At 75.6% G+C, this 18,091-nt stretch carries 15 protein-coding genes; 7 read left to right on the top strand and 8 right to left on the bottom strand.

Going from position 1 to position 18,091, the window contains the following annotated elements:
• Nucleotides 1-29 precede the first annotated feature (29 nt).
• From ABT369_RS46340 to ABT369_RS46330, 3 genes are all read right to left on the bottom strand, one after another.
• A complete protein-coding gene (locus ABT369_RS46340; RefSeq protein WP_350622991.1) occupies nt 30-1,010 on the bottom strand; it encodes a universal stress protein in 981 nt (326 codons plus the stop codon).
• A gap of 62 nt (nt 1,011-1,072) precedes the next feature.
• Complete coding sequence (locus ABT369_RS46335) at nt 1,073-1,927, bottom strand: universal stress protein (RefSeq protein ID WP_350622989.1); 855 nt, start codon at nt 1,925-1,927, stop codon at nt 1,073-1,075.
• 98 nt (nt 1,928-2,025) lie between these two features.
• Nucleotides 2,026-2,400, bottom strand: coding sequence for a nuclear transport factor 2 family protein (locus ABT369_RS46330; protein ID WP_350622987.1), 375 nt, complete (start codon nt 2,398-2,400; stop codon nt 2,026-2,028).
• A 110-nt stretch (nt 2,401-2,510) separates the two neighbouring features.
• Between ABT369_RS46330 and ABT369_RS46325 the strand changes: the two genes are divergently transcribed.
• Nucleotides 2,511-3,158, top strand: coding sequence for a DUF2267 domain-containing protein (locus ABT369_RS46325; RefSeq protein ID WP_350622985.1), 648 nt, complete (start codon nt 2,511-2,513; stop codon nt 3,156-3,158).
• 43 nt (nt 3,159-3,201) lie between these two features.
• Here the strand turns inward: ABT369_RS46325 and ABT369_RS46320 are convergent, their stop codons facing one another.
• The gene (locus tag ABT369_RS46320; RefSeq protein ID WP_350622983.1) at nt 3,202-4,197 is read right to left on the bottom strand and encodes an Acg family FMN-binding oxidoreductase; all 996 of its coding nucleotides are present in this window, start codon (nt 4,195-4,197) and stop codon (nt 3,202-3,204) included.
• Between the two features lie 163 nt (nt 4,198-4,360).
• On the opposite strand from ABT369_RS46320, the gene ABT369_RS46315 reads away from it, so the two are divergent.
• Both ABT369_RS46315 and ABT369_RS46310 read left to right on the top strand, forming a co-directional pair.
• Complete coding sequence (locus ABT369_RS46315; protein ID WP_350622981.1) at nt 4,361-4,882, top strand: hypothetical protein; 522 nt, start codon at nt 4,361-4,363, stop codon at nt 4,880-4,882.
• A complete protein-coding gene (locus ABT369_RS46310; protein WP_350623167.1) occupies nt 4,882-9,204 on the top strand; it encodes an HAD-IC family P-type ATPase in 4,323 nt (1,440 codons plus the stop codon). The genes ABT369_RS46315 and ABT369_RS46310 overlap by 1 nt, the downstream gene beginning before the upstream one ends.
• Before the next feature lie 8 nt (nt 9,205-9,212).
• Here ABT369_RS46310 and ABT369_RS46305 read toward each other — a convergent pair whose 3' ends face one another.
• Complete coding sequence (locus ABT369_RS46305; RefSeq protein ID WP_350622979.1) at nt 9,213-11,105, bottom strand: sensor histidine kinase; 1,893 nt, start codon at nt 11,103-11,105, stop codon at nt 9,213-9,215.
• Nucleotides 11,106-11,299: 194 nt separating this feature from the next.
• Complete coding sequence (locus tag ABT369_RS46300; protein WP_350622977.1) at nt 11,300-12,337, bottom strand: Acg family FMN-binding oxidoreductase; 1,038 nt, start codon at nt 12,335-12,337, stop codon at nt 11,300-11,302.
• 141 nt (nt 12,338-12,478) lie between these two features.
• Between ABT369_RS46300 and ABT369_RS46295 the strand changes: the two genes are divergently transcribed.
• From ABT369_RS46295 to ABT369_RS46285, 3 genes are all read left to right on the top strand, one after another.
• The gene (locus ABT369_RS46295) at nt 12,479-13,444 is read left to right on the top strand and encodes an Acg family FMN-binding oxidoreductase (protein ID WP_350622975.1); all 966 of its coding nucleotides are present in this window, start codon (nt 12,479-12,481) and stop codon (nt 13,442-13,444) included.
• A gap of 152 nt (nt 13,445-13,596) precedes the next feature.
• Nucleotides 13,597-14,292, top strand: a complete 696-nt coding sequence (locus tag ABT369_RS46290; protein WP_350622973.1) for an FAD/NAD(P)-binding protein — start codon at nt 13,597-13,599, stop codon at nt 14,290-14,292.
• Nucleotides 14,293-14,333: 41 nt separating this feature from the next.
• Nucleotides 14,334-14,912, top strand: a complete 579-nt coding sequence (locus ABT369_RS46285) for a CBS domain-containing protein (RefSeq protein WP_350622971.1) — start codon at nt 14,334-14,336, stop codon at nt 14,910-14,912.
• 39 nt (nt 14,913-14,951) lie between these two features.
• Here ABT369_RS46285 and ABT369_RS46280 read toward each other — a convergent pair whose 3' ends face one another.
• Nucleotides 14,952-15,839, bottom strand: a complete 888-nt coding sequence (locus tag ABT369_RS46280; RefSeq protein WP_350622969.1) for a universal stress protein — start codon at nt 15,837-15,839, stop codon at nt 14,952-14,954.
• A 96-nt stretch (nt 15,840-15,935) separates the two neighbouring features.
• Between ABT369_RS46280 and ABT369_RS46275 the strand changes: the two genes are divergently transcribed.
• Nucleotides 15,936-16,946, top strand: a complete 1,011-nt coding sequence (locus tag ABT369_RS46275) for a zinc-binding alcohol dehydrogenase family protein (RefSeq protein ID WP_350622967.1) — start codon at nt 15,936-15,938, stop codon at nt 16,944-16,946.
• A 12-nt stretch (nt 16,947-16,958) separates the two neighbouring features.
• On the opposite strand, the gene ABT369_RS46270 is transcribed toward ABT369_RS46275, so the two are convergent.
• Nucleotides 16,959-17,837: a universal stress protein gene (locus tag ABT369_RS46270; RefSeq protein ID WP_350622965.1), complete on the bottom strand. Its 879-nt coding sequence runs from the start codon at nt 17,835-17,837 to the stop codon at nt 16,959-16,961.
• Between the last annotated feature and the right edge of the window lie 254 nt (nt 17,838-18,091).

Here is an 18,091-nt window from a genome sequence, read left to right as displayed (position 1 = left end):
CCCCCGGACAGGTCACGTCGCGGCTCTGCCTACCCGGGAACCGGCGCCGTATACGGGGCCGGCGGTCCCTCGTCGCCGGCCGGTCCCTCGCCCGGCCCGCCCGCGGCCGTGCGCCGGTCGGCCCCGCGCTCCGGGACGATGGCCACTGTGCAGTCGGCGTGCTCGGTGAACGCCTGGTTCGCCGGCCCGAGCCGCGGCGGCTCCGGCGGCCGGTGGCCGTGGCGGCCCAGCACCAGCAGCGCCGCGCCGGTCGCCGCGTGCCGGAGCCCGGTGATCGCGTCGCCGCCGAACACGGCCCGCTTGACCGCCACGCGCGGATGGCCGGCGGCGAACGGGCCGACCTCGCGGGCCAGCAGCTCCAGCGCGGCCGGCTCGACGGCGAAGTGTGTCTCCAGGTGCTCCTCGTCGAACCAGAAGTCGCCGGGCCACCGATCCTCGACGTGGACGGCCGCGACCGGCAGCTGGTGCCGCTGCGCGTGGCCGAAGCCGAACCGGATCGCCGCCGACGAGCCGGGCGAACCGTCGACCCCGATCACGACGTGGCCGGCGAACGGGGCGACCCCGTGCTCCGGGGGCGGCCGGACGATCACGACCGGGCATCTCGCCCCTGCGGCGACCTGGCCGCCGCGGGCCCGGTGGTGGCGGCGGGTGACGTCGTGGCCGCCGAGGACCAGCAGGTCGACGCGTTCGCTGAGCTCCACCAGCGCCGCGGGCACGTCGCCGAGCGGCAGCTCGACGGTCACGTTGCCGCCGCCGAGCAACTGCCGGCACCACTCCACCCGGCGCACGAGGTCCGGCTGGGCGCGGCGCAGCGTCTCGAGATCCGGGACGGCGGCCGGTGGGTCCCCGTGGTCGCGGGCGTAGCAGAGCGTCATCCGGGCGCCGGAGGTGATGGCCTCCTCGGTCGCCCAGGCCAGCGCCGCCAGTCCGGCCGGGCTGAGGCCGACGCCGACGCCGACCCGGCCGCACGCTTGGCCGCGTGCCGGCTGGGCGGGCTCCGCGATCATCATGGCGATCATCTCCTCGCGCCTGTCTGCGGCATCCGTTCTCCAGCATCCGCCCGGCCGTCGCCTCACCCGGCCGCGCGGCGGGCGACGAGCACCGGGCAGTCCGCGTGGTGGAGCACCTGGTGGGCGACCGAGCCGAGCAGCATGCCCTCGAAGCCGCCGCGGCCGCGGGCGCCGATGACGAACATGAGCGCGTCGCGGGCGGCCTCCAGCATCACCGGTACGGACGGGCAGTGCGCGACGCGTGGCACGACCGGCACGTCCGGGTACTTGACCCGCCACGGCCCCAGCTCGGCGGCGAGCTCGCGCCCGGCGGCCGCGGCCCGCCCGGCCGGGTCGGGGGAGCGGCCCCAGCGGTGCCCCGGCTCGTGCCAGGTGCGCAGGGCGTGCAGCGCAACGCCCCGGGCCGCGGCCTCGGCGAATCCGAGGCCCAGCCCGTAGTCGGCGTCGTGCGAGCCGTCCACCGCGACGACGATCGGCTCGCGGGACGGCAGTGGCGACTCCGGACCGGCCCACCGCTCGGCGTGGTGCACGACGAGCACCGGGCAGTGCGCGTGCGCGGCCAGATGCAGCCCGACCGAGCCGACGAGCAGCGAGTGGAAGCCCCCGCTGCCGCGGCTGCCGACGACCACGAGGCTCGCGGTGTGCGACTGCTCCACGAGCACCCGCGCCGGTTCGCCGTGCCAGGTGCCGGTGGCCACCTCCAGGCCGGGCTGCCAGCGGCGGATCTCGGCGGCGGCGTCGAGGGCGAGGTCGCGCTCGTCGCTGACGTCCTCGTACGGGCCGTACACCTCCAGGGCGTGCACGACGCGCAGCGACCGGCCGAGCCGCATCGCCTCGTCGGCGGCCCAGCGCACGGCCCCGAACGCGGCGGGCGACCCGTCGACGCCCACGATCACTGGGTGGCGCACGGCGGTCATGGCGTCCTCCCGGTCGGTCCAAGGGACGGTTGGTTCCCCCTCCACGCTGGCACGACCGGCGGCCCGACGGCAGGGCGACGGCGCGCGGGACCCGGGCGTCAGGCCGGGCTGATGTGCGCGGCGATGACGCGCCAGCCCAGCCCGGCGTCGCGCACCCACGTGCGGGTGTAGCGCAGCCGGGCGTCGAACGGCTCGCCCTCGTAGGTGCCGGTGACGGTACCGAGGAAGAACGTGACGCCGACGTCGCCGGCGAGCAGCACGTCGAGCTCCTCCTCCACGAGCCCGGTGACGACGGAGGTGCCGCTGCGGTGCGCGGCCAGGTCGTCCTGCTTCGTGACCTTCCCGCCGTCGGGTCCGATGGCGATGAGCCGGTCGTCCAGCAGGTCGTCGAGCGCGGCGGCGTCACCGGCGCGCTGGGCCGCCTGGAGCCGGCGCTCGGCGGCCAGCAGGTCCTCCGCAGGGGGCAGAGCCATGACTCCTCCTCGATCCGGGCACGTTGCCCTGGCAGACGGCGTGGATTCGATGAACCGTAGAGGGGAACGGCCTGCACGTGCCAACCGGGTACGCGAAGGGAGACCGAACCATGACACGGTCCGGACCTGATGCCTACAACCATGCCCTGCACACCGCCAACATCTGGCTCGCCGGCGTCTCCGACGCGCTCGACACCGGCGATCGGCGCTTCGCACAGCGCGCGTTGCGAGCCTGGCTGCACACCGTGCGCGACCGGCTTCCCGCCGAGGCGGCCGTCAAGTTCGGCGCGCAGCTGCCCGAGCTCCTGCGCGGTGTGTACTACGACGGCTGGGACGTGTGCCACGTTCCGGTGAAGTACGGGGTCGAGCGGTACGTCGAGCGCTTCGCCGCCCAGGCAGGTGTCCCGGCGACCCAGGTTCCTGCGCTCGCCTCCACGATCACCCGCGCCGTCGCCGAGCACATGACGCCGGAGCAGGTGTCGAAGATCCTGGGCGAGCTCCCGGCCGACCTGCGCGCGACCGTCGCGGGGACGACCGCCGCGGGCCGGACGGCCGCCGAGACACCGCAGTCGCCGGAGCCGCCCGACCGCACGGCCCGCATCGAGGAGCAGGTCGGCAACCTCACCGCGGCGGTGCGGGCCCTGGCCCGGGGGCTGGAGGATGACCAGCGCACCGGAGCCGGCGTGGATCAGCGCCAGGTCAACCGGGCCGCTCGTCTCGCCGACGAGATCCTGCTCGGTGCCACCAGGAGCGGATGAGTGAGGACGGCGCGCGGCGGCGACCCCGCCCGGATCGCCGCTGTCACACGTCGATGACGTCGCGCGGCGGGCGGCGCGGGCTCGCCGGTGGCGGCACCGGGTTCACGTCGACCCCGGCCCGCAGCACCAGCTGCGGCCGCGCGGGCGGGTCGATGAGAGTGCCGAGCAGGGCCCGCGCCCCGAGCTTCTCGACCACGTCGCTCATCGGGGACATCACCAGCCCCTCGGCGGTCGCGGCCAGCCAGACCGCGCTGGCCGCCTCGCCGGCGACGAGCCAGTCGAGGGGCCGGTCGCCCTCGGTGGCCACCACGAAGTATGAGGCCCAGCGGTCGTCCCCGGGGCCGGGCGGGAGCGTGGCCTCCTCGCCGAGCGCGAAGTCGCGCAGTGGCACGGGCCGGGCGGCTCGTGCCACCACAGTGTCGGCCGGCACGCCGTCGCCGGTGCCCGGGTCGCGATGCGTCCATGCCCGCTGCTCGGCCACGGGGAGCTCGTCCCCGGCATCGATGGCCTGCGCGCGCTCGGCGGTGTGCCGCAGGAGGTCGAGATCGTCGGGCTCGATGCGGTACAGCGACGCGTGCTCGGCATCGGCCGTGGCCTCCAGCGCCGCGATGGTCTCGGCCGGCACCGGGACCGCCGCACGGAACGGCCGCCGGTCCGTGCGGCGGCAGCGCATGCTCTCGTACCTGACGAGGTCGTCGCGGGTGACCGGGTGCGGCTCACGGGCCCGGACGCGGGCGAGCAGCAACGGCCGGCGCCTGTCCGGCAGCCGCTGGACCACGGGCTCGTGGCCGGCCGCCGCCAATGCCACGCGGGCATGGTGCAGCGCCGCGCCGCAGCTGAGCGTCAGCAGCCGCCGGCGCGGGTCGATCGAGCCGACCTGGCGCGACAGGTCGGCGTGCAGCTCGAGCACGTCCCCGCCGAGATGCCATCGCCACGGCTGGGTGTTCAGCAGCGACGGCGCCCGGCCGGCCTCCTCGGCGGCTCGGCGCAGCACGCCCGCCGCCCGCTGCCGTGCGGCATCCCTCGGCTGTCGGTCCATCGGCTGGCGCCCTTCGTCGTCGTGACGGGCTTCCATTGCCGTGACCTACCCGGCACCGGGGGACCTACGCCCGCAGTTCGCCCCCCTTCGGCCTGGTTGATCGGGCGTCGCGCGGGTAGGCACCCGAATTCGTCAGATGCCGACGATCAGGAGGTGCTGGGTCATGACGACAACAGCGCAGACGCGCGCCCGGAGTGGTGCCGGGACGCGGACGAAGGCCACGACCGGGAAGAAGGCCGCCGAGGCGACCGTGACGCAGCCCCCGACCCAGACCGCGACCCGGACCGCGACCCAGACCGAGACCGAGCGGCCCGGCAAGGCACGAGCGGCCACCAAGACCGGCCGCACGGCGCCGAAGGCGCAGCGGCCCGCCAAGGAGACCGCCGAGGCCCCGCACCCGTCCGGGTCGCAGCTGGTGACCTGGCAGGACGTACCGGTGCCGCACCTCAAGATGCCCGTCGTGCACATCGAACACCCCACCGAGTGGTCCGTGGCCGAACGCGCCCGGTGGACGGCCGGTGCGCTCAAGTCGGCCGTCGGTGAGCCCAGGCCGTCACGGCTGCTGTACTACGGCGGCGTCGGCGCCCTGGCGGCGTTCGGCGTCCTGGAATGGCCGGTCGCGCTCGCGGCCGCGGCGGGGGTGTGGGTGGCGACGCATCAGCGCCGTGCCACCGTCGCCGGGTGATGGGTCGATCCCCGAACCGGTCGTCCCGGGGCCGGCGGAAGGCGTGGGCCCGGGACGGCCTGGCACATATCGAGATTCGAGGCGCCCGGCGGGGCGCGGTCACGGCGGAGCACGGCCGGCTCATCGAGCGGGCCGTCGGGGCCGTGCACGGCGTGGACTGGGCCGCGTGGAACGCGGCGCTCGGCCGGGTCCTCGTCAGCTACGACGAGAACGGTCCCAGCCTCGATGAGCTCATCGAGGCCGTGGCGGACGTCGAGTCCGAGACGAGCCCCGACGCCGCCGCGGAGGAGCTGGACGCGGAGACCCGGCAGCGGATCACGCTCGCCGCCGACGTCGTGGGCGTCGCCGGATCGGTCGTGGCGCGCCAACTCCGGCTGCCCGCTGCCGCGCGCGAGCTGACCGCGATTGTGACGTTGGCCGACCATCTCCCCGCGGTGCGGGCGTGGTTGCGGCGGTCGCTCGGCCGGCACGAGGCCGACCTGCTGATCTCGGCCCTGAACGCGCTCATCAACGCCGCCGGGCAGGCGGAGCTGTCGCTGCTCGCGGACGCGGGGCTGCGCACGGTCCTGCTGCGGGAGATGGCGGCGCAGCGCGACACGTGGCAGCGCCGCTCGCCCAGGCTGGCGGCGAACGCGACCGCCGCGCGGGCCGACCGGCATGAGGACGGCCGCCCGGCGGAGCTGCCGGACGGCCCGGTCGAGCGGTACACCCGGCGCGTCAGCACCCTGACACTGCTGGTCGCCGCCGCGGCCACCCAGCTGCCGGCGGGACTGCGCCGCGCATCGCGTCTGCTCATGGCCGGGTCGCCGGCTCCCGTGCACGCCGGGCGTGAGGCCTTCGCGGGCGGCCTCGGCCGGCTGCTCGCCCAGCGCGGCGTCCTGGTTCGCGACCGTGCCGCGCTGCGCCGCCTCGACCGGATCGACACGGTGGTCATCGACGCCGCCGTGCTGACCGGCGGCCGGCGGGTCATCACCCACGTGGTACCGGTCCACGGATCGGTCGAGGCCGCGTGGGAGGCCGCCGCGCGTCTGTTCGCCGACGGTGCTTCGCCGCCCGTGGCCGGAGCCGACGGCTGGGCCCTCACCGAGGCGCGGCACGCCGATGCCGCGATCCCCGAGGCGGTCCTGGCCGACGCCCGATCCCATGACGGGCACCGGGGGACGCTGTACGCGCTGACCCGTGACGGGGGGCTCGTCGCCGTCGTGCTGGCGGAGCCGGCCCTGGACCCGATGACCGCCGCCGTGATCGCCGCCGGGCGCAAGGTGGGCTCCGTCCTGATCGCCGGGGCGGGCAGCGCGACCTGGGCCGGCATCCGCGGGCGGGTGCCGGCCGACGGCCGGGTGCCCGGCGGCTCGCGCCTCGCCGCGTCGATCCGGGCGCTGCAGGCCGACGGGCACGCCGTGGCGCTGGTCGCGGGGAGCAACGACGCCGCGCTCGCGGCGGCGGACTGCGGCTTCGGCGTGCTGCGGGAGGACCGGCGGCCGCCGTGGGGCGCCCACCTGATGGGCGGACCCGGGCTGGAGACGGCCTGGCTGATGCTCGAGGCGGCGTCGGTGGCGCGTGCGGTGAGCCGCCGCGGCACGCGCGTCGCCGTGCAGGGAACGGCCGCCGGGGCGCTGCTGGGCCTGATGGAGACCGGGGAGCGGGGCGCGCGCCGCACGTCGATCGCCACCGCGGCCGCCCAGGTGGCCAACGTGGTCGCGGGCGCGTGGTCGGCCCGGGGCCTGGCCCGCCGGACGCCGCCCGTCGCGGCCGCGGACGTCGCCTGGCACGCGCTGCCGATCGGCGAGGCGCTGCGGTTGCTCGGTACGGCCCCCCACGGCATCGACGACGAGGAGGCCCTGCGCCGCCGGAGAGCCCGCGACGGGGGAGCGGCACCGGACGCACCGGCCGAGCGCGGAGTGCTCGGGACCATCGCCGGGGAGCTGGACACCCCGCTGACGCTGCCGCTCGCCGCCGGGGCCGGGGTGTCGGCCGTCACCGGTGCGAAGAGCGACGCGGCGCTGGTCATCGCGGTGATCCTGGCCAGCGCGGTGCTGTCCGGCGTTCAGGACGTGGCGGCGCGCCGGGCGCTGCGGCGGCTCGTGACCGAGGCCGCACCGGCGGTACGGCTGCGCCGGGGCGGCATCGAGCGGGTCGGGGTGCTCGACGACCTCGTGCCCGGCGACGTCGTCCTGCTGGAGCCGGGCGACGCCGTGCCGGCGGACTGCCGCCTGCTCGAGTGCGCCGGGCTGGAGATGGACGAGTCACCGCTGACGGGCGAGTCCATGCCGATGAAGAAGGACGTCGCGGCGACGCGGGCGGCCACGATCGCCGAACGCACCAGCATGGTGTACGCGGGCACGACCGTCGCGGCCGGCACGGCGGCCGGGGTCGTGGTGGCGATCGGCCCGGACACCGAGGCGGGCCGCAACGCGCTCCTCGCGCTGCAGCAGTCGCCGAGAAGCGGTGTCCAGCAACGGCTGCGCGAGCTGACCAAGGCGTCGCTGCCCGCGGCCGGGGCGGCCGCGGTCGCGCTGCTGGCCACCGGCGTGGTGCGGGGGCGGCTGTCCGAATCGGTCGGCAACGCGGTCGCCCTCGCGGTGTCGGCGCTGCCCGAGGGGCTGCCGTTCATCGCGACCGCCGCCGAGCTCAGCGCCAGCCGCCGGTTGGGCCGGCGCAACATCCTGGTCCGCGATCCCCGCTCGATGGAGGCGCTCGGCCGGGCCGACGTGATCTGCTTCGACAAGACCGGCACGCTCACCGAGGGACGCATCGCCCTGCGCAGCGTGTCCGACGGCCGGGTCCACGTGCCGCTGGACCGGCTCACCGCACGGCACCGCGAGGTCCTCGCCGCGGCGCTGCGGGCGAGCCCCGCGCCGAGCCCGAACGAGTCCCTGCCGCACCCGACCGACCGGGCGGTGGTGGTCGGGGCGGAGGCGGCCGGCGTCACCACCGGCGAGGCTGCCGACGGCTGGACCCCGGTGCGCGAGCTGCCCTTCGAGCCGGTCCGCGGGTTTCACGCCGTGCTGGGCGCGGCGGGCGGCAGCCAGGTGATCAGCGTCAAGGGCGCGCCGGAGGTCACGGTGCCACGCTGCGTGACCTGGTGGGCCGACGGGGAGCTGCGGACCCTGACGCCGGAGGACCGGCGGGAGATCGAGGCCGAGATCGACCGGATGGCCCGGCAGGGGCTGCGGGTGCTGGCGATCGCGGAACGCGCGGCGTCGGCCCAGGGCGGCCTCGACGACGAGCGCGTCGAGCGCATGCGGTTTCTGGGCCTGCTCGGCCTGGCGGACCCGATCCGGCCCAGCGCGGGCGAGGCGGTCGACCGGCTGCGCGGCGCGGGCATCCGGGTGCTGATGCTGACCGGCGACCATCCGAGCACGGCGGCGGCGATCGCCGCCGAGCTCGACCTGCTCGACGGCGGTACCGTCGTCACCGGGCCGGAGCTGGACGACGCCGAAGGCGATGCCGCCGTCGACGCGCTGGTCGCCAAGGCGTCGGTCTTCGCCCGGGTGAGCCCGGCCCACAAGGTCGCCGTGGTCCAGGCGCTGCACCGCGCCGGTCGCAGTGTCGCGGTCACCGGCGACGGCGCCAACGACGCGCCCGCCATCCGGCTCGCCGATGCCGGGATCGCGCTCGGCGAGCAGGCGACCGCCGCGGCTCGGCACGCGGCGGACCTGATCGTCCTCGACGGGCAGATCGAGACCATCGTCGACGGGGTCGTGGAGGGGCGCGCGATGTGGGCGTCGGTCCGCGAGTCCCTGGCGTTGCTGCTCGGCGGCAATCTCGGCGAGATCCTGTTCACCGTCGGCGGGTCGCTCGTCTCGGCGACGCCGCCGCTCAACGCCCGGCAGATCCTCTTCGTCAACCTGATGACCGACCTGCTGCCCGCGATCACGGTCGCCGCGCGCCCGCCGCGGCGTGTCGACCCGGACCAGCTGGTCCGGGAGGGGCCGGATGCCTCGCTGGGCCGGGCGCTCGTCAGCACCGTGTTCCGCCGCGCGGTCGCGACGTCCGCGGCGACCGCGGGCGCCTGGCTGGCGGCCAAGGCGACCGGGTCGGACGTCCGCGCCAGCACGGTGGCGCTCGCCTCCCTCGTCGGCGCGCAGCTGGGCCAGACCGCCCTGCTGTCCCGCGGCGACCCCGTCGTGCTCGGCGCCGCCGGCGTGTCCGCGGCCGCGCTGGTCGGCGTGGTCCAGACCCCGGGCCTGAGCCAGTTCTTCGGGTGCCGGCCGCTGGGGCCGGTCGCGTGGGGCATCGTGCTCGCCGCGACTGCCGCCGGCATGACCCTCGGCGCGCTGCCACTGCCGATACCGTTGCCGGCGAGCCGGGATGAGTGAGCACTCTTTTATGCCATCGGGTGGCTGGCGGGCATCGCGTCGATCGTGGCGGAGGCATCGCTCGGCACCCGCGGTGACTCCGCGAGCGGTATCTCGACGTGCAGCGTCGTGCCCTGGCCCGGCGGGCTCGTCACGCTCAGGCGGCCGCCCAGCGCCTCGACGCGGTCGCGCAGCCCGACGAGTCCCGTGCCGGCTTTCGGATCGGCCGCGCCGACGCCGTCGTCGCGCACGATCACCCGCACGCGCCGCTGGTCGGCCGCCACCGTGACACAGGCGTGCGATCCCTGGGCATGCTTGGCGATGTTGGTCAGCGCCTCGGAGACCACGTAGTACACCGCGATCTCCACCGGCTCGGGCAGCCGCCGCTCGACGCGCAGGTCGAGCTCGACCGGCACGGCACTGCGCCGGGCCAGCGTTCGCAGGACCGGCCCGATCCCGCCCTGGACCAGCAGAGCCGGGTGGATGCCCCGGGCCAGGTCGGAGAGGCTCTGGTGGATCTCGGTGAGGGAATGCACGGTTTCGGCCAGCAGCTGCCGGGCCGAGGCCGTGTCCCGCACGGTGCCCTCGGCGAGCCGCAGATGCAGGGCCAGCGAGATGATGCGCTGCTGCGCGCCGTCGTGCAGGTCCCGCTCGATGCGGCGCCGGGCCTCGTCCGCGGCGGTGACCAGCCGCGAGCGGGACGCGGCGAGCGCGGCGCGGGTCTCGGCGTTGGCGATGGCGGTGGCCACCAGTTCGGTGAAGGCCCGCAGGCGCGCCTCCGCGTCGGCCGGTACCGCAATCTGCTGGTGCGACATGACGACCGCGACGCCCCACAGCTTCCGTTCGACCACGATCGGCACCCCCACGCCGCGGTGCACGCCAATCCGCCGCATCTGCTCGGCGGTCGGCCCATGTACGGCGTCGTAGTCGACCTGGACGGGGTTGGCCGTGCGCGCGATGGTGGCGACGACGCTCTCGGCGCCGACCGACTGGTTCGGGCGACTCGGCAGCAGGGAGCCGTTCTCGTCGCGTTCGGAGACGACGAGCGCCTCGCCGTGCGGCTGGTAGCGGATCAGGGCGGTGCGGAAGCCCGCGAACAGATGGTGCAGTTCCGCGGTCACCGCCGTGAAGACGTGGGCCGGCGGCTCGCCGGTGGCGACCAGCGTCGCCACCCGCCGCAACGCCGTCTGCTCCGTCAGCAGGGCCTCGGTCCTCGCTTGACTGCCGCGCAGCGTGCTGAGGAGGTGCTCGCGGTCCAGCGCGGTGCGCAGCACCACCTCCAGCGGTCCGCGGAGATGGTTGCGGAACCGGCGGCACGTGGCCGGCGGGGTGTCGGCGGCCAGCCTCAGCCGGGCGATCGGGTGGGATTCGTCGCCGATGGCGATCACGAAGTCACCCGCATTCGCGTCGGCGGGCCCGGCGTCGGCGAGCGCGAGCGAGGCGGAGGACAGCCGGAGCCGGTCCGTGAGGAAGCGCGACGCCGCCTGGAGGCCGCCGGCGAGGTCGTTGCGGAGAAAGATCTGCGCCACTCCGGCCGTGATCTGTGCCTCGGCCGCCCGTCGCCGGGCATCCTCGGCGCTGGCCCGGGCCACGCTCGCCAGCCCGCTGCCGAAGAGCGCCAGCACGGCGAAGATCACAAGCTGGGTGAGGTCCTGGCCGGCGGTCAGGTTCAGGCCGGCCGGCGGGATGTAGAAGTAGTTGTAGACGATGGTACTGAGCAGCGCCGTGGCGATGCCCAGCGGCGCGCCCCACACGCTCGTGATGGCCAGCACGCCGAGCATGTAGACGACCGCCTTCGGCGGGGCCTCCGGCGACGCGGACCGCAGCAGGCCCACCAGGAAGGTCTCCAGGCCGATGACCACGACCGCGGTGAGCACCCCGATCGGTATCGGCGGCGGCTTCGCGGGCAGCAGCCAGGCCATCAGCCGCTGGGCGATGGCCGCCCTCAGCCCTCGGCGATCCGGCGACGAGGAGGTCCCGCCTGCTGGCACGCTCGATCGGCACAGGTCGCATTCACCCACTAGTCGACGGTTCGTCCTCCGGGGCGAGGAGACCATCACCCGCGGCGGGTGAGATGCGGCGGGCGGTAGCCGGCGAGCACCCGTCCGCGCATCGGTCACGCCGGGCGGGCGACCTTGTCGGCGACCACCTCGACGACCTCGGCGGCGGGCCGGCGCGGCGATCGGGGCAGGGCCGCGGCGGAGGCCGGGATCCCGATCCGGATGCCGATCGCGGGATAGCCGACTCCGCCGAGCATCCGCCGCAGCGTCCCCCGGGCCACCTCGTTCTCGACCAGGTCGCTCATCGCCGACGTGGCCAGGTGCTCGGCGGTCGCGGTCAGCAGGACGGCGGAGAGGGTGACGCCCGCGGTGAGCCAGTCCAGGGGACCGTCGCCGTCGGTGACCACCACGCCGTAGCGCGCCTGCCGGTCGGTCACGTCCATGCGGCTGGAGATGCTCGCCGCGGTGCCGGCGGCGATGAAGTCGCGCACCGGGACCGGCCGCGCGCCCACCGGCGCGAGCGTGTCGATCGGGACGCCGTCGCAGCCCTCGCCCGGCGCGCGGATCCAGTCGGCGAGCTCGGCGCGGTACCGCGGATCGGACAGCTGCGCGTCGGCCGCCTCGCCCGCGGCCACCGCCAGGTCGGTGAGGTTCCGGGCCCACACCATCTGCAGGCGGGCGTCGGTGCGCTGCGCGGCCCGGCACAGCCGCTCGATCACCTCGTCCGGCACGGGCCGGTCGGCGAACGGGCGCCGGTCGGACCGGCGGGAGCGGATGGCCCGCCGCATCCGCTCGACGCGCGGCGAGGGCTCGGCGGCGCCGCGGTACCGCACGACGGCGAGCAGGTCCGGGTCGTCGTCGTGTGGCTGGGAGTAGACCTCGAACTCCACCCCGTCGGCCGCGAGCGTCACGCAGGCGTGGTGCAGCGCGGCTCCGCAGCTGAGCACGAGCAGCCGTCCGGTGGGGTCGAGGGTGGCCAGGCGGCGCCGCCGGTCGGCGTACAGCAGCGCCGCGTCGTGAACGATGCGCCAGCGCCACGGCTGGGTGTTGAGGACCGACGGCGCGTGCAGGGCAGCCGCCGCGGCTCGGGCGAGCTCCCGGCCGACCGGGCCGACCTGATAGGTGGTGGCGGGGCCGGATGGGTGTGCGGACATGGCGTTCTCCCTCGGAATGGTCGGGCCGATGCACCCTCTGCCCATTCCGGGCCGGGTTCATCGCGGCCCGGGCGACAGGACGAAGGACGCCGCGCGGGGGCATTGTGGAGGTAATGGCCGCAGGTTGACTGGAGGTGCGGTATGTCAACGTTGACAACCCCGACGACCTGGACTTTCGAGGCATTCACCGCCGCGGTGGGCGATGCCGTCTGGGCGCCGTCGATTCACAACAGTCAGCCGTGGCGGTTCCGGTGGACGAACGACGGGGCGTACGTCCTGCTCGACGAGCGCCGCCGGCTCGCCGTCTGCGACGCGGACGGCCGGATGGCGCGCATCTCGTGCGGTGCGGCCGCCTACAACATGCGGCTCGGATTGGCCGTCTCCGGACTGCCGGCCCGGCACCGGTTCGTGTCCGGGAGTGCCTTGCTGTATTTGTGGCCGGCGCAACCGCGGCCGCCGACGCCGATGGAGCGCCGGCTGCACTGGCAGATCACCCGCCGGCACACCAACCGGGGTCCGTTCGCGGACACCCCCGTCAGCCCGGGCCTGCCGCAGCAGCTGGCCGACGCGGCCCGGCGCGAGGGCGGCTGGCTCGACTTCGTGGCCGGTGAGCGGGCGCTCACCGCGCTGGCCGAACTGATCCGCATCGCGGACGCCGAGCTGCGGGCCAACTCGGAGTACGGGGCGGAGCTGCGCGCCTGGACCATCTGCGCGAACCACGCCGTCGAGGGGATCGGGCCCTACGCGGCCGGCGCCGCACCGCATCCGGCCGAGATCCTGACCCGGCGTGACTACGGCGGCCCCGGCCGCGAGGTGACCCGCGACCTGTCCCGCCATCCGGTCGTGGCGGTGTTGGGCGTGCTCGGCGACGGTCCCGAAGACGCGATCCGGGTGGGGATGGCGCTGCAGTGCGTGCTGCTCACCGCCGCGGACCTCGGGCTGGCGACCGCGATGTACTCCCAGCCGATCGAGGTGCCGGCCACCCGTGAGCGGATCCGCCGGGCCATCGACCGGATCCACGACCCGCAGCTGGTCCTGCGGTTCGGGTACGCGCCGACGACCTGCTACACGAACCGGCGCCCGGTCACCGACGTCATCGACGCGTGATCCCTGGCCTCGAGTCGGGCATCGCATCTGGCATCGAGCCGGGCATCGCGTTCGACTCCGAGTTCACCTCCGGCACGCGGGCGCCGCACCGCCTCACCGGTGCGACGCTTGCCGTAGCCGGGCCGGCGAGAACGAGGGCGGGAGGCGGTGCGGTGCGACGCTACCGGGTGATCGACCGCATCGACGAGACCGCGGACACCGCGACCCTGGCGCTGGAACCGGTCGACGAGCCGCTGCCGGTGTTCCGGCCGGGTCAGTTCGCGACGCTGTACGCGTCCGGCGTCGGCGAGGTGCCGATCGCCGTCTCCGGGCGGCACGGCACCGGCGGCCTGCTGCACACCGTGCGAGCCGCCGGTGCCACGGGCGCGGTGCTGCGCGCGGCCGGGCCGGGCCGGGTGCTGGGCGTGCGCGGCCCCTTCGGCCGGGGCTGGGTGCTGCCGGCGCCGTGGGATGCCGATCTGGTCATCGTCGCCGGTGGCCTCGGGCTGGCGCCGCTGCGGCCGGTAGTGGGGCACGCCGCCGCCCACCGTGCCCGCTACGGGCGGGTGGCGGTGCTGATCGGCGCGCGAACGCCGGAGGACCTGGTGTTCGCGGACGAGTACGACCAGTGGCGGGCCGAGCGCATCGACGTGCTGACGACCGTCGAGCGGGCCGGAGCCGGGTGGACGGGGCGGGTCGGCGTCGTCACCGATCTCCTCCCGCTGCTGCGCGGCGACCCCGCGCGCACCGTCGCGTTCGTCTGCGGGCCCGGGGCGATGATGCGCCGCGCCGCGCGCGGGCTCGTCGACCGCGGCGTGGCCGAGCGGTGGGTGTCGCCGCTGCTGCCGCCGCCGCTACCGCCGGCGTAGGAGCGGTGATGAGTGAACGATCGCAACAGCGAGGAGGAGCGATGCACGCCAAGGACATCATGAGCACCCCGGCCCACACGGTCCGCGCCGATGCCCCGGTCGCGGAGGTGGTGGGGCTGCTGGAGCACTACTCGATCACCGCGGTCCCGGTCGTCGACGACGGGGGCACGCTGGTCGGCATGGTCAGCGAGCGGGACATCCTGCAGCAGGCGGCCTCCCTGGCCGCCCCGGGAGGCCCACCACGGCGTGTCCGTGACGTGATGGCCGGCCTGCCGGTGACGGCGTGGCCGGAGGCGGACGTGAGCGACCTGGCCGCCTTCATGGTGCAGCGGGACGCGCACACCGTCCCGGTCGTCATGCAGGAACACGTCGTCGGCGTGGTCAGCCGATGCGACGTGCTGCGCACGCTGCTGCCGACCGACGAGCAGGCCCAGAACGAGGCGCAGCGGCGCCTGGACAATTACGCGGGCGGCCGCCGGCGCTGGCCGGTCGTGGTGCACGACGGCGTCGCGACCGTCGACGGGCTGTTCGACGACGACAAGGAGCTGGCGGTGGCGGAGGCACTGGTCCGCACGACCGCCGGGATCGCCGCGGTCCGGATGCAGTCGCGGACCGGCTGAGCGATGCCCGGCAACGGGACCGGACGGCGGGTCGTGCCCTCAGGCGGCCGCGGGCGCGACCCGGGGCGCGGACGCCTTACTCGGGCCGTGCGCGACGAGGACCGGGCAGGCGGCGTACTGCAGCAGCCGCTTGGCCACCGACGGATAGTCCGGCCGGGCCTTGTCGGCCGGGCAGCGGGTGCCGACGACCATCAGCCCGGCCCACTGCGAGGCCACCGCCAGCGTCCGGACGGCCTCGCCCGGCTCGCTGCGCACCTCGACGTCGACGAGCGGGAACTCGGCCTGCCAGCGCGCGGTTGCCTCGCACAACGCCTCATGGACCACGCACTCGTGGGCGCTGAGGTCGCCGCCCCGGATCGAGCCCGGCCGCCACAGGTCCGGGTGCGGCCAGGCCTGGACGACGACGAGCCGGACACCGCGCGCGGCCGCCTCCTCGAAGGCGAGCCGCAACGCCCGGCGGCTCGAGTCGGAGCCGTCGAAGCCGGTGACGACCGGAGCCGTGGACGGCAGCTTCGCGTCCGGCGCCGCCCAGCGGTCCGCCGCGTGCACCACGAGGACCGGGGCGTCGGCCCGGGCGCCGAGGGCCTGGCTGACCGAGCCCATCGGCCGGTCGTCGCCGACGGTCGTGCCCCGTCCGCCGACGACCACGAGCCGGGCGCCGTGGGCGAGCTCGCGCAGCACGTCGGCCGGGGAGCCGCGGCGGGTCTCGGCGTCCGCTTCGATACCGACGTGCCAGCGCTGCGCCTCCGCTGCCGCGCGTTCGGCGATCTCCTTCGCGGCCGGCTCGGAGACGTCGCCGGTCGGCACCGTCACGACCCGCAGGGCCCGGGTGCACCGGCACGCCTCGTCCGCCGCCCATCGCAGCGCGCCGATGCTGTGCGCGGAACCGTCGACGCCGGCGATCACCGGGCCGTACCTGTACGTCATCGGAGGCCTCCTGTCCGTGCTCCCCACACCTCATGCTGCCTCGGCGCGGGGTGAGAACGACAAGGCCGAACGTCACGTCGGAGAGGAGGACCAGCGATGACCACCATGACCGCCTGGGCGGTACACCGGCCCGGGCCCGTCGCCGAGCATCCGCTGTGCCGGGTGCGGCGGCCGGTGCCCGAACCGTCCGCCGACGAGGTACTGGTGCGGGTCCGGGCGTGCGCGGTGTGCCGCACCGACCTGCACCTGGCCGAGGGGGACCTGGCCCCGCGGCGCCCGGACACCGTGCCCGGCCACGAGGTCGTCGGCACGGTCGAAGGGCTGGGCGCGGACGTCACCGATCCGCCGGTCGGGACCCGGGTCGGCGTGGCGTGGCTGCGGCGGACCTGCGGCCGGTGCCGGTACTGCCGCCGCGGCGCGGAGAACCTGTGCCCGTTCTCGCAGTACACCGGCTGGGATGCCGACGGCGGGTACGCGGAGTACTGCGTGGCGCCCGCCGCCTACGTGTACCGGCTCCCGGCCGGGTACGGCGACGACGAGGTGGCACCGCTGCTGTGCGCCGGCATCATCGGGTACCGCGCCCTGCGCCGCAGCGAGCTGCCACCCGGCGGCCGGCTGGGCCTGTACGGCTTCGGCGGCTCGGCCCACCTGGCGTGCCAGGTCGCGATCGCCGAGGGCGCGACCGTGCACGTGGTGACCCGGTCCCCGGCCGCCCGGGAGCTCGCGCTGTCCCTGGGCGCCGCCTCGGCCTCCGCCACCGCACCGCCCGAGCCGCTCGACTCCGCCATCCTGTTCGCGCCCGTCGGAAGCCTGGTGCCGCCGATGCTCGCCGCGCTCGACCGCGGCGGCACGCTCGCGATCGCCGGCATCCACCTGACGGACATCCCGCCGCTGCACTACGGCGAGCACCTGTTCCAGGAACGGAAGATGTGCAGCGTCACGGCCAACACGCGGGAGGACGGCCGCGAGTTCCTCGAGCTCGCGCAGCGCCACCGTCTGCGGGTGGCCGTCACGTCGTACCCGCTCGACGCGGCCATGGACGCCCTGGCCGACCTCGCCGGCGACCGTGTCACGGGGGCGGCCGTGCTGTCACCGGCCGCCGGGTGATGGCGCCGCCACCTACCGGGTCACGGCCACCGGGCAGGCGGCGTGATGGATGACGGCCTGGCTGACCGAGCCGAGGAGCAGCCCGGTGAACCCGCCCCGGCCGCGGGAGCCGACGACGAGCAGTTCCGCGCCGGCGGACAGCTCGGCAAGCTTCGCCGCCGGGCGGCCGGGCACGACGGACGAGCGGAAGTCGACGTCCGGGAACTTCTCGATCCACCCGGCCGTCGACTCGGCCAGGGTGCGCCGCTCCTGCTCGCGCAGCGCGTCGGGGTTGTAGGTCAGCGGCATCAGGTCGCCGGGCCCGGTGGACGTCGGCCACAGGTACGCCAGCACCGCAGTCAGCCCGACCCCGCGGGACGCCGCCTCCTCGAACGCGAACCGCAGCGCAGGCTCGGTGTCGTGCGAGCCGTCGACCCCGGCGACGACGCGGCCGGCCTCGGGCCCGGCGGGACGGTCGTCGTGCCGGATGATGACCACGGGGCAGGCGGCGTGCGCGGCGAGCTGCACGCCGAGGGAGCCCAGCAACAGCCCGGCGAAACCGCCGTGACCCCGGTTGCCGACCACCAGGAGGCGCGCGTGCTCGGAGGCCTCCAGCAGGGCCTGGGCCGCCGGCTGCATCGGCAGGCCGGTGGTGAGCCGGACGTCCGGGGCCGCGGCCCGGGCCCGGTCCTCCGCCAGGGCGAGGATCTGCGCGGCGACGTCGTGCATGCCGCGCTCGTACGGCACGATCACCGGCGCCGCGATCGGTGTGTAGAGCGCCGGCCAGACGAACGCGTGCAGGATGTGCAGCGGCAGCCCGCGCCGTGCCGCATCGGCCGCGGCCCAGGCGACCGCGTCCAGGCTGGGCCTGGATCCGTCGACGCCGACGACGACGCTCTGCTCCGGGACCATGACGACCTCCCAGTTCTCGTGGTGATGGGCCTGCCTCCAGCGTTGCGCGGCCGCGGGTGAGTTCCGGGAGGTGACCGAACGACGGCGAGGCCCGGGACGGTGGGGTCCCGGGCCTCGGCCGAGCAGCGTTCAGATGAGCCAGCGGTTGCGCTGGACGAGGGGGAGCTTGGCCCAGCGCTTGCCGAGGCCCCAGGTCTGGCCGGCGTAGGCGGCGGCGAGGACGATCATCGCGATGGCGTAGACGACGTGGTAGT

Origin of the sequence: Dactylosporangium sp. NPDC000244 (assembly GCF_040300725.1) — a bacterium.
Lineage (GTDB): Bacteria > Actinomycetota > Actinomycetes > Mycobacteriales > Micromonosporaceae > Dactylosporangium.
This window is presented reverse-complemented; position numbering and strand designations above follow the sequence as displayed.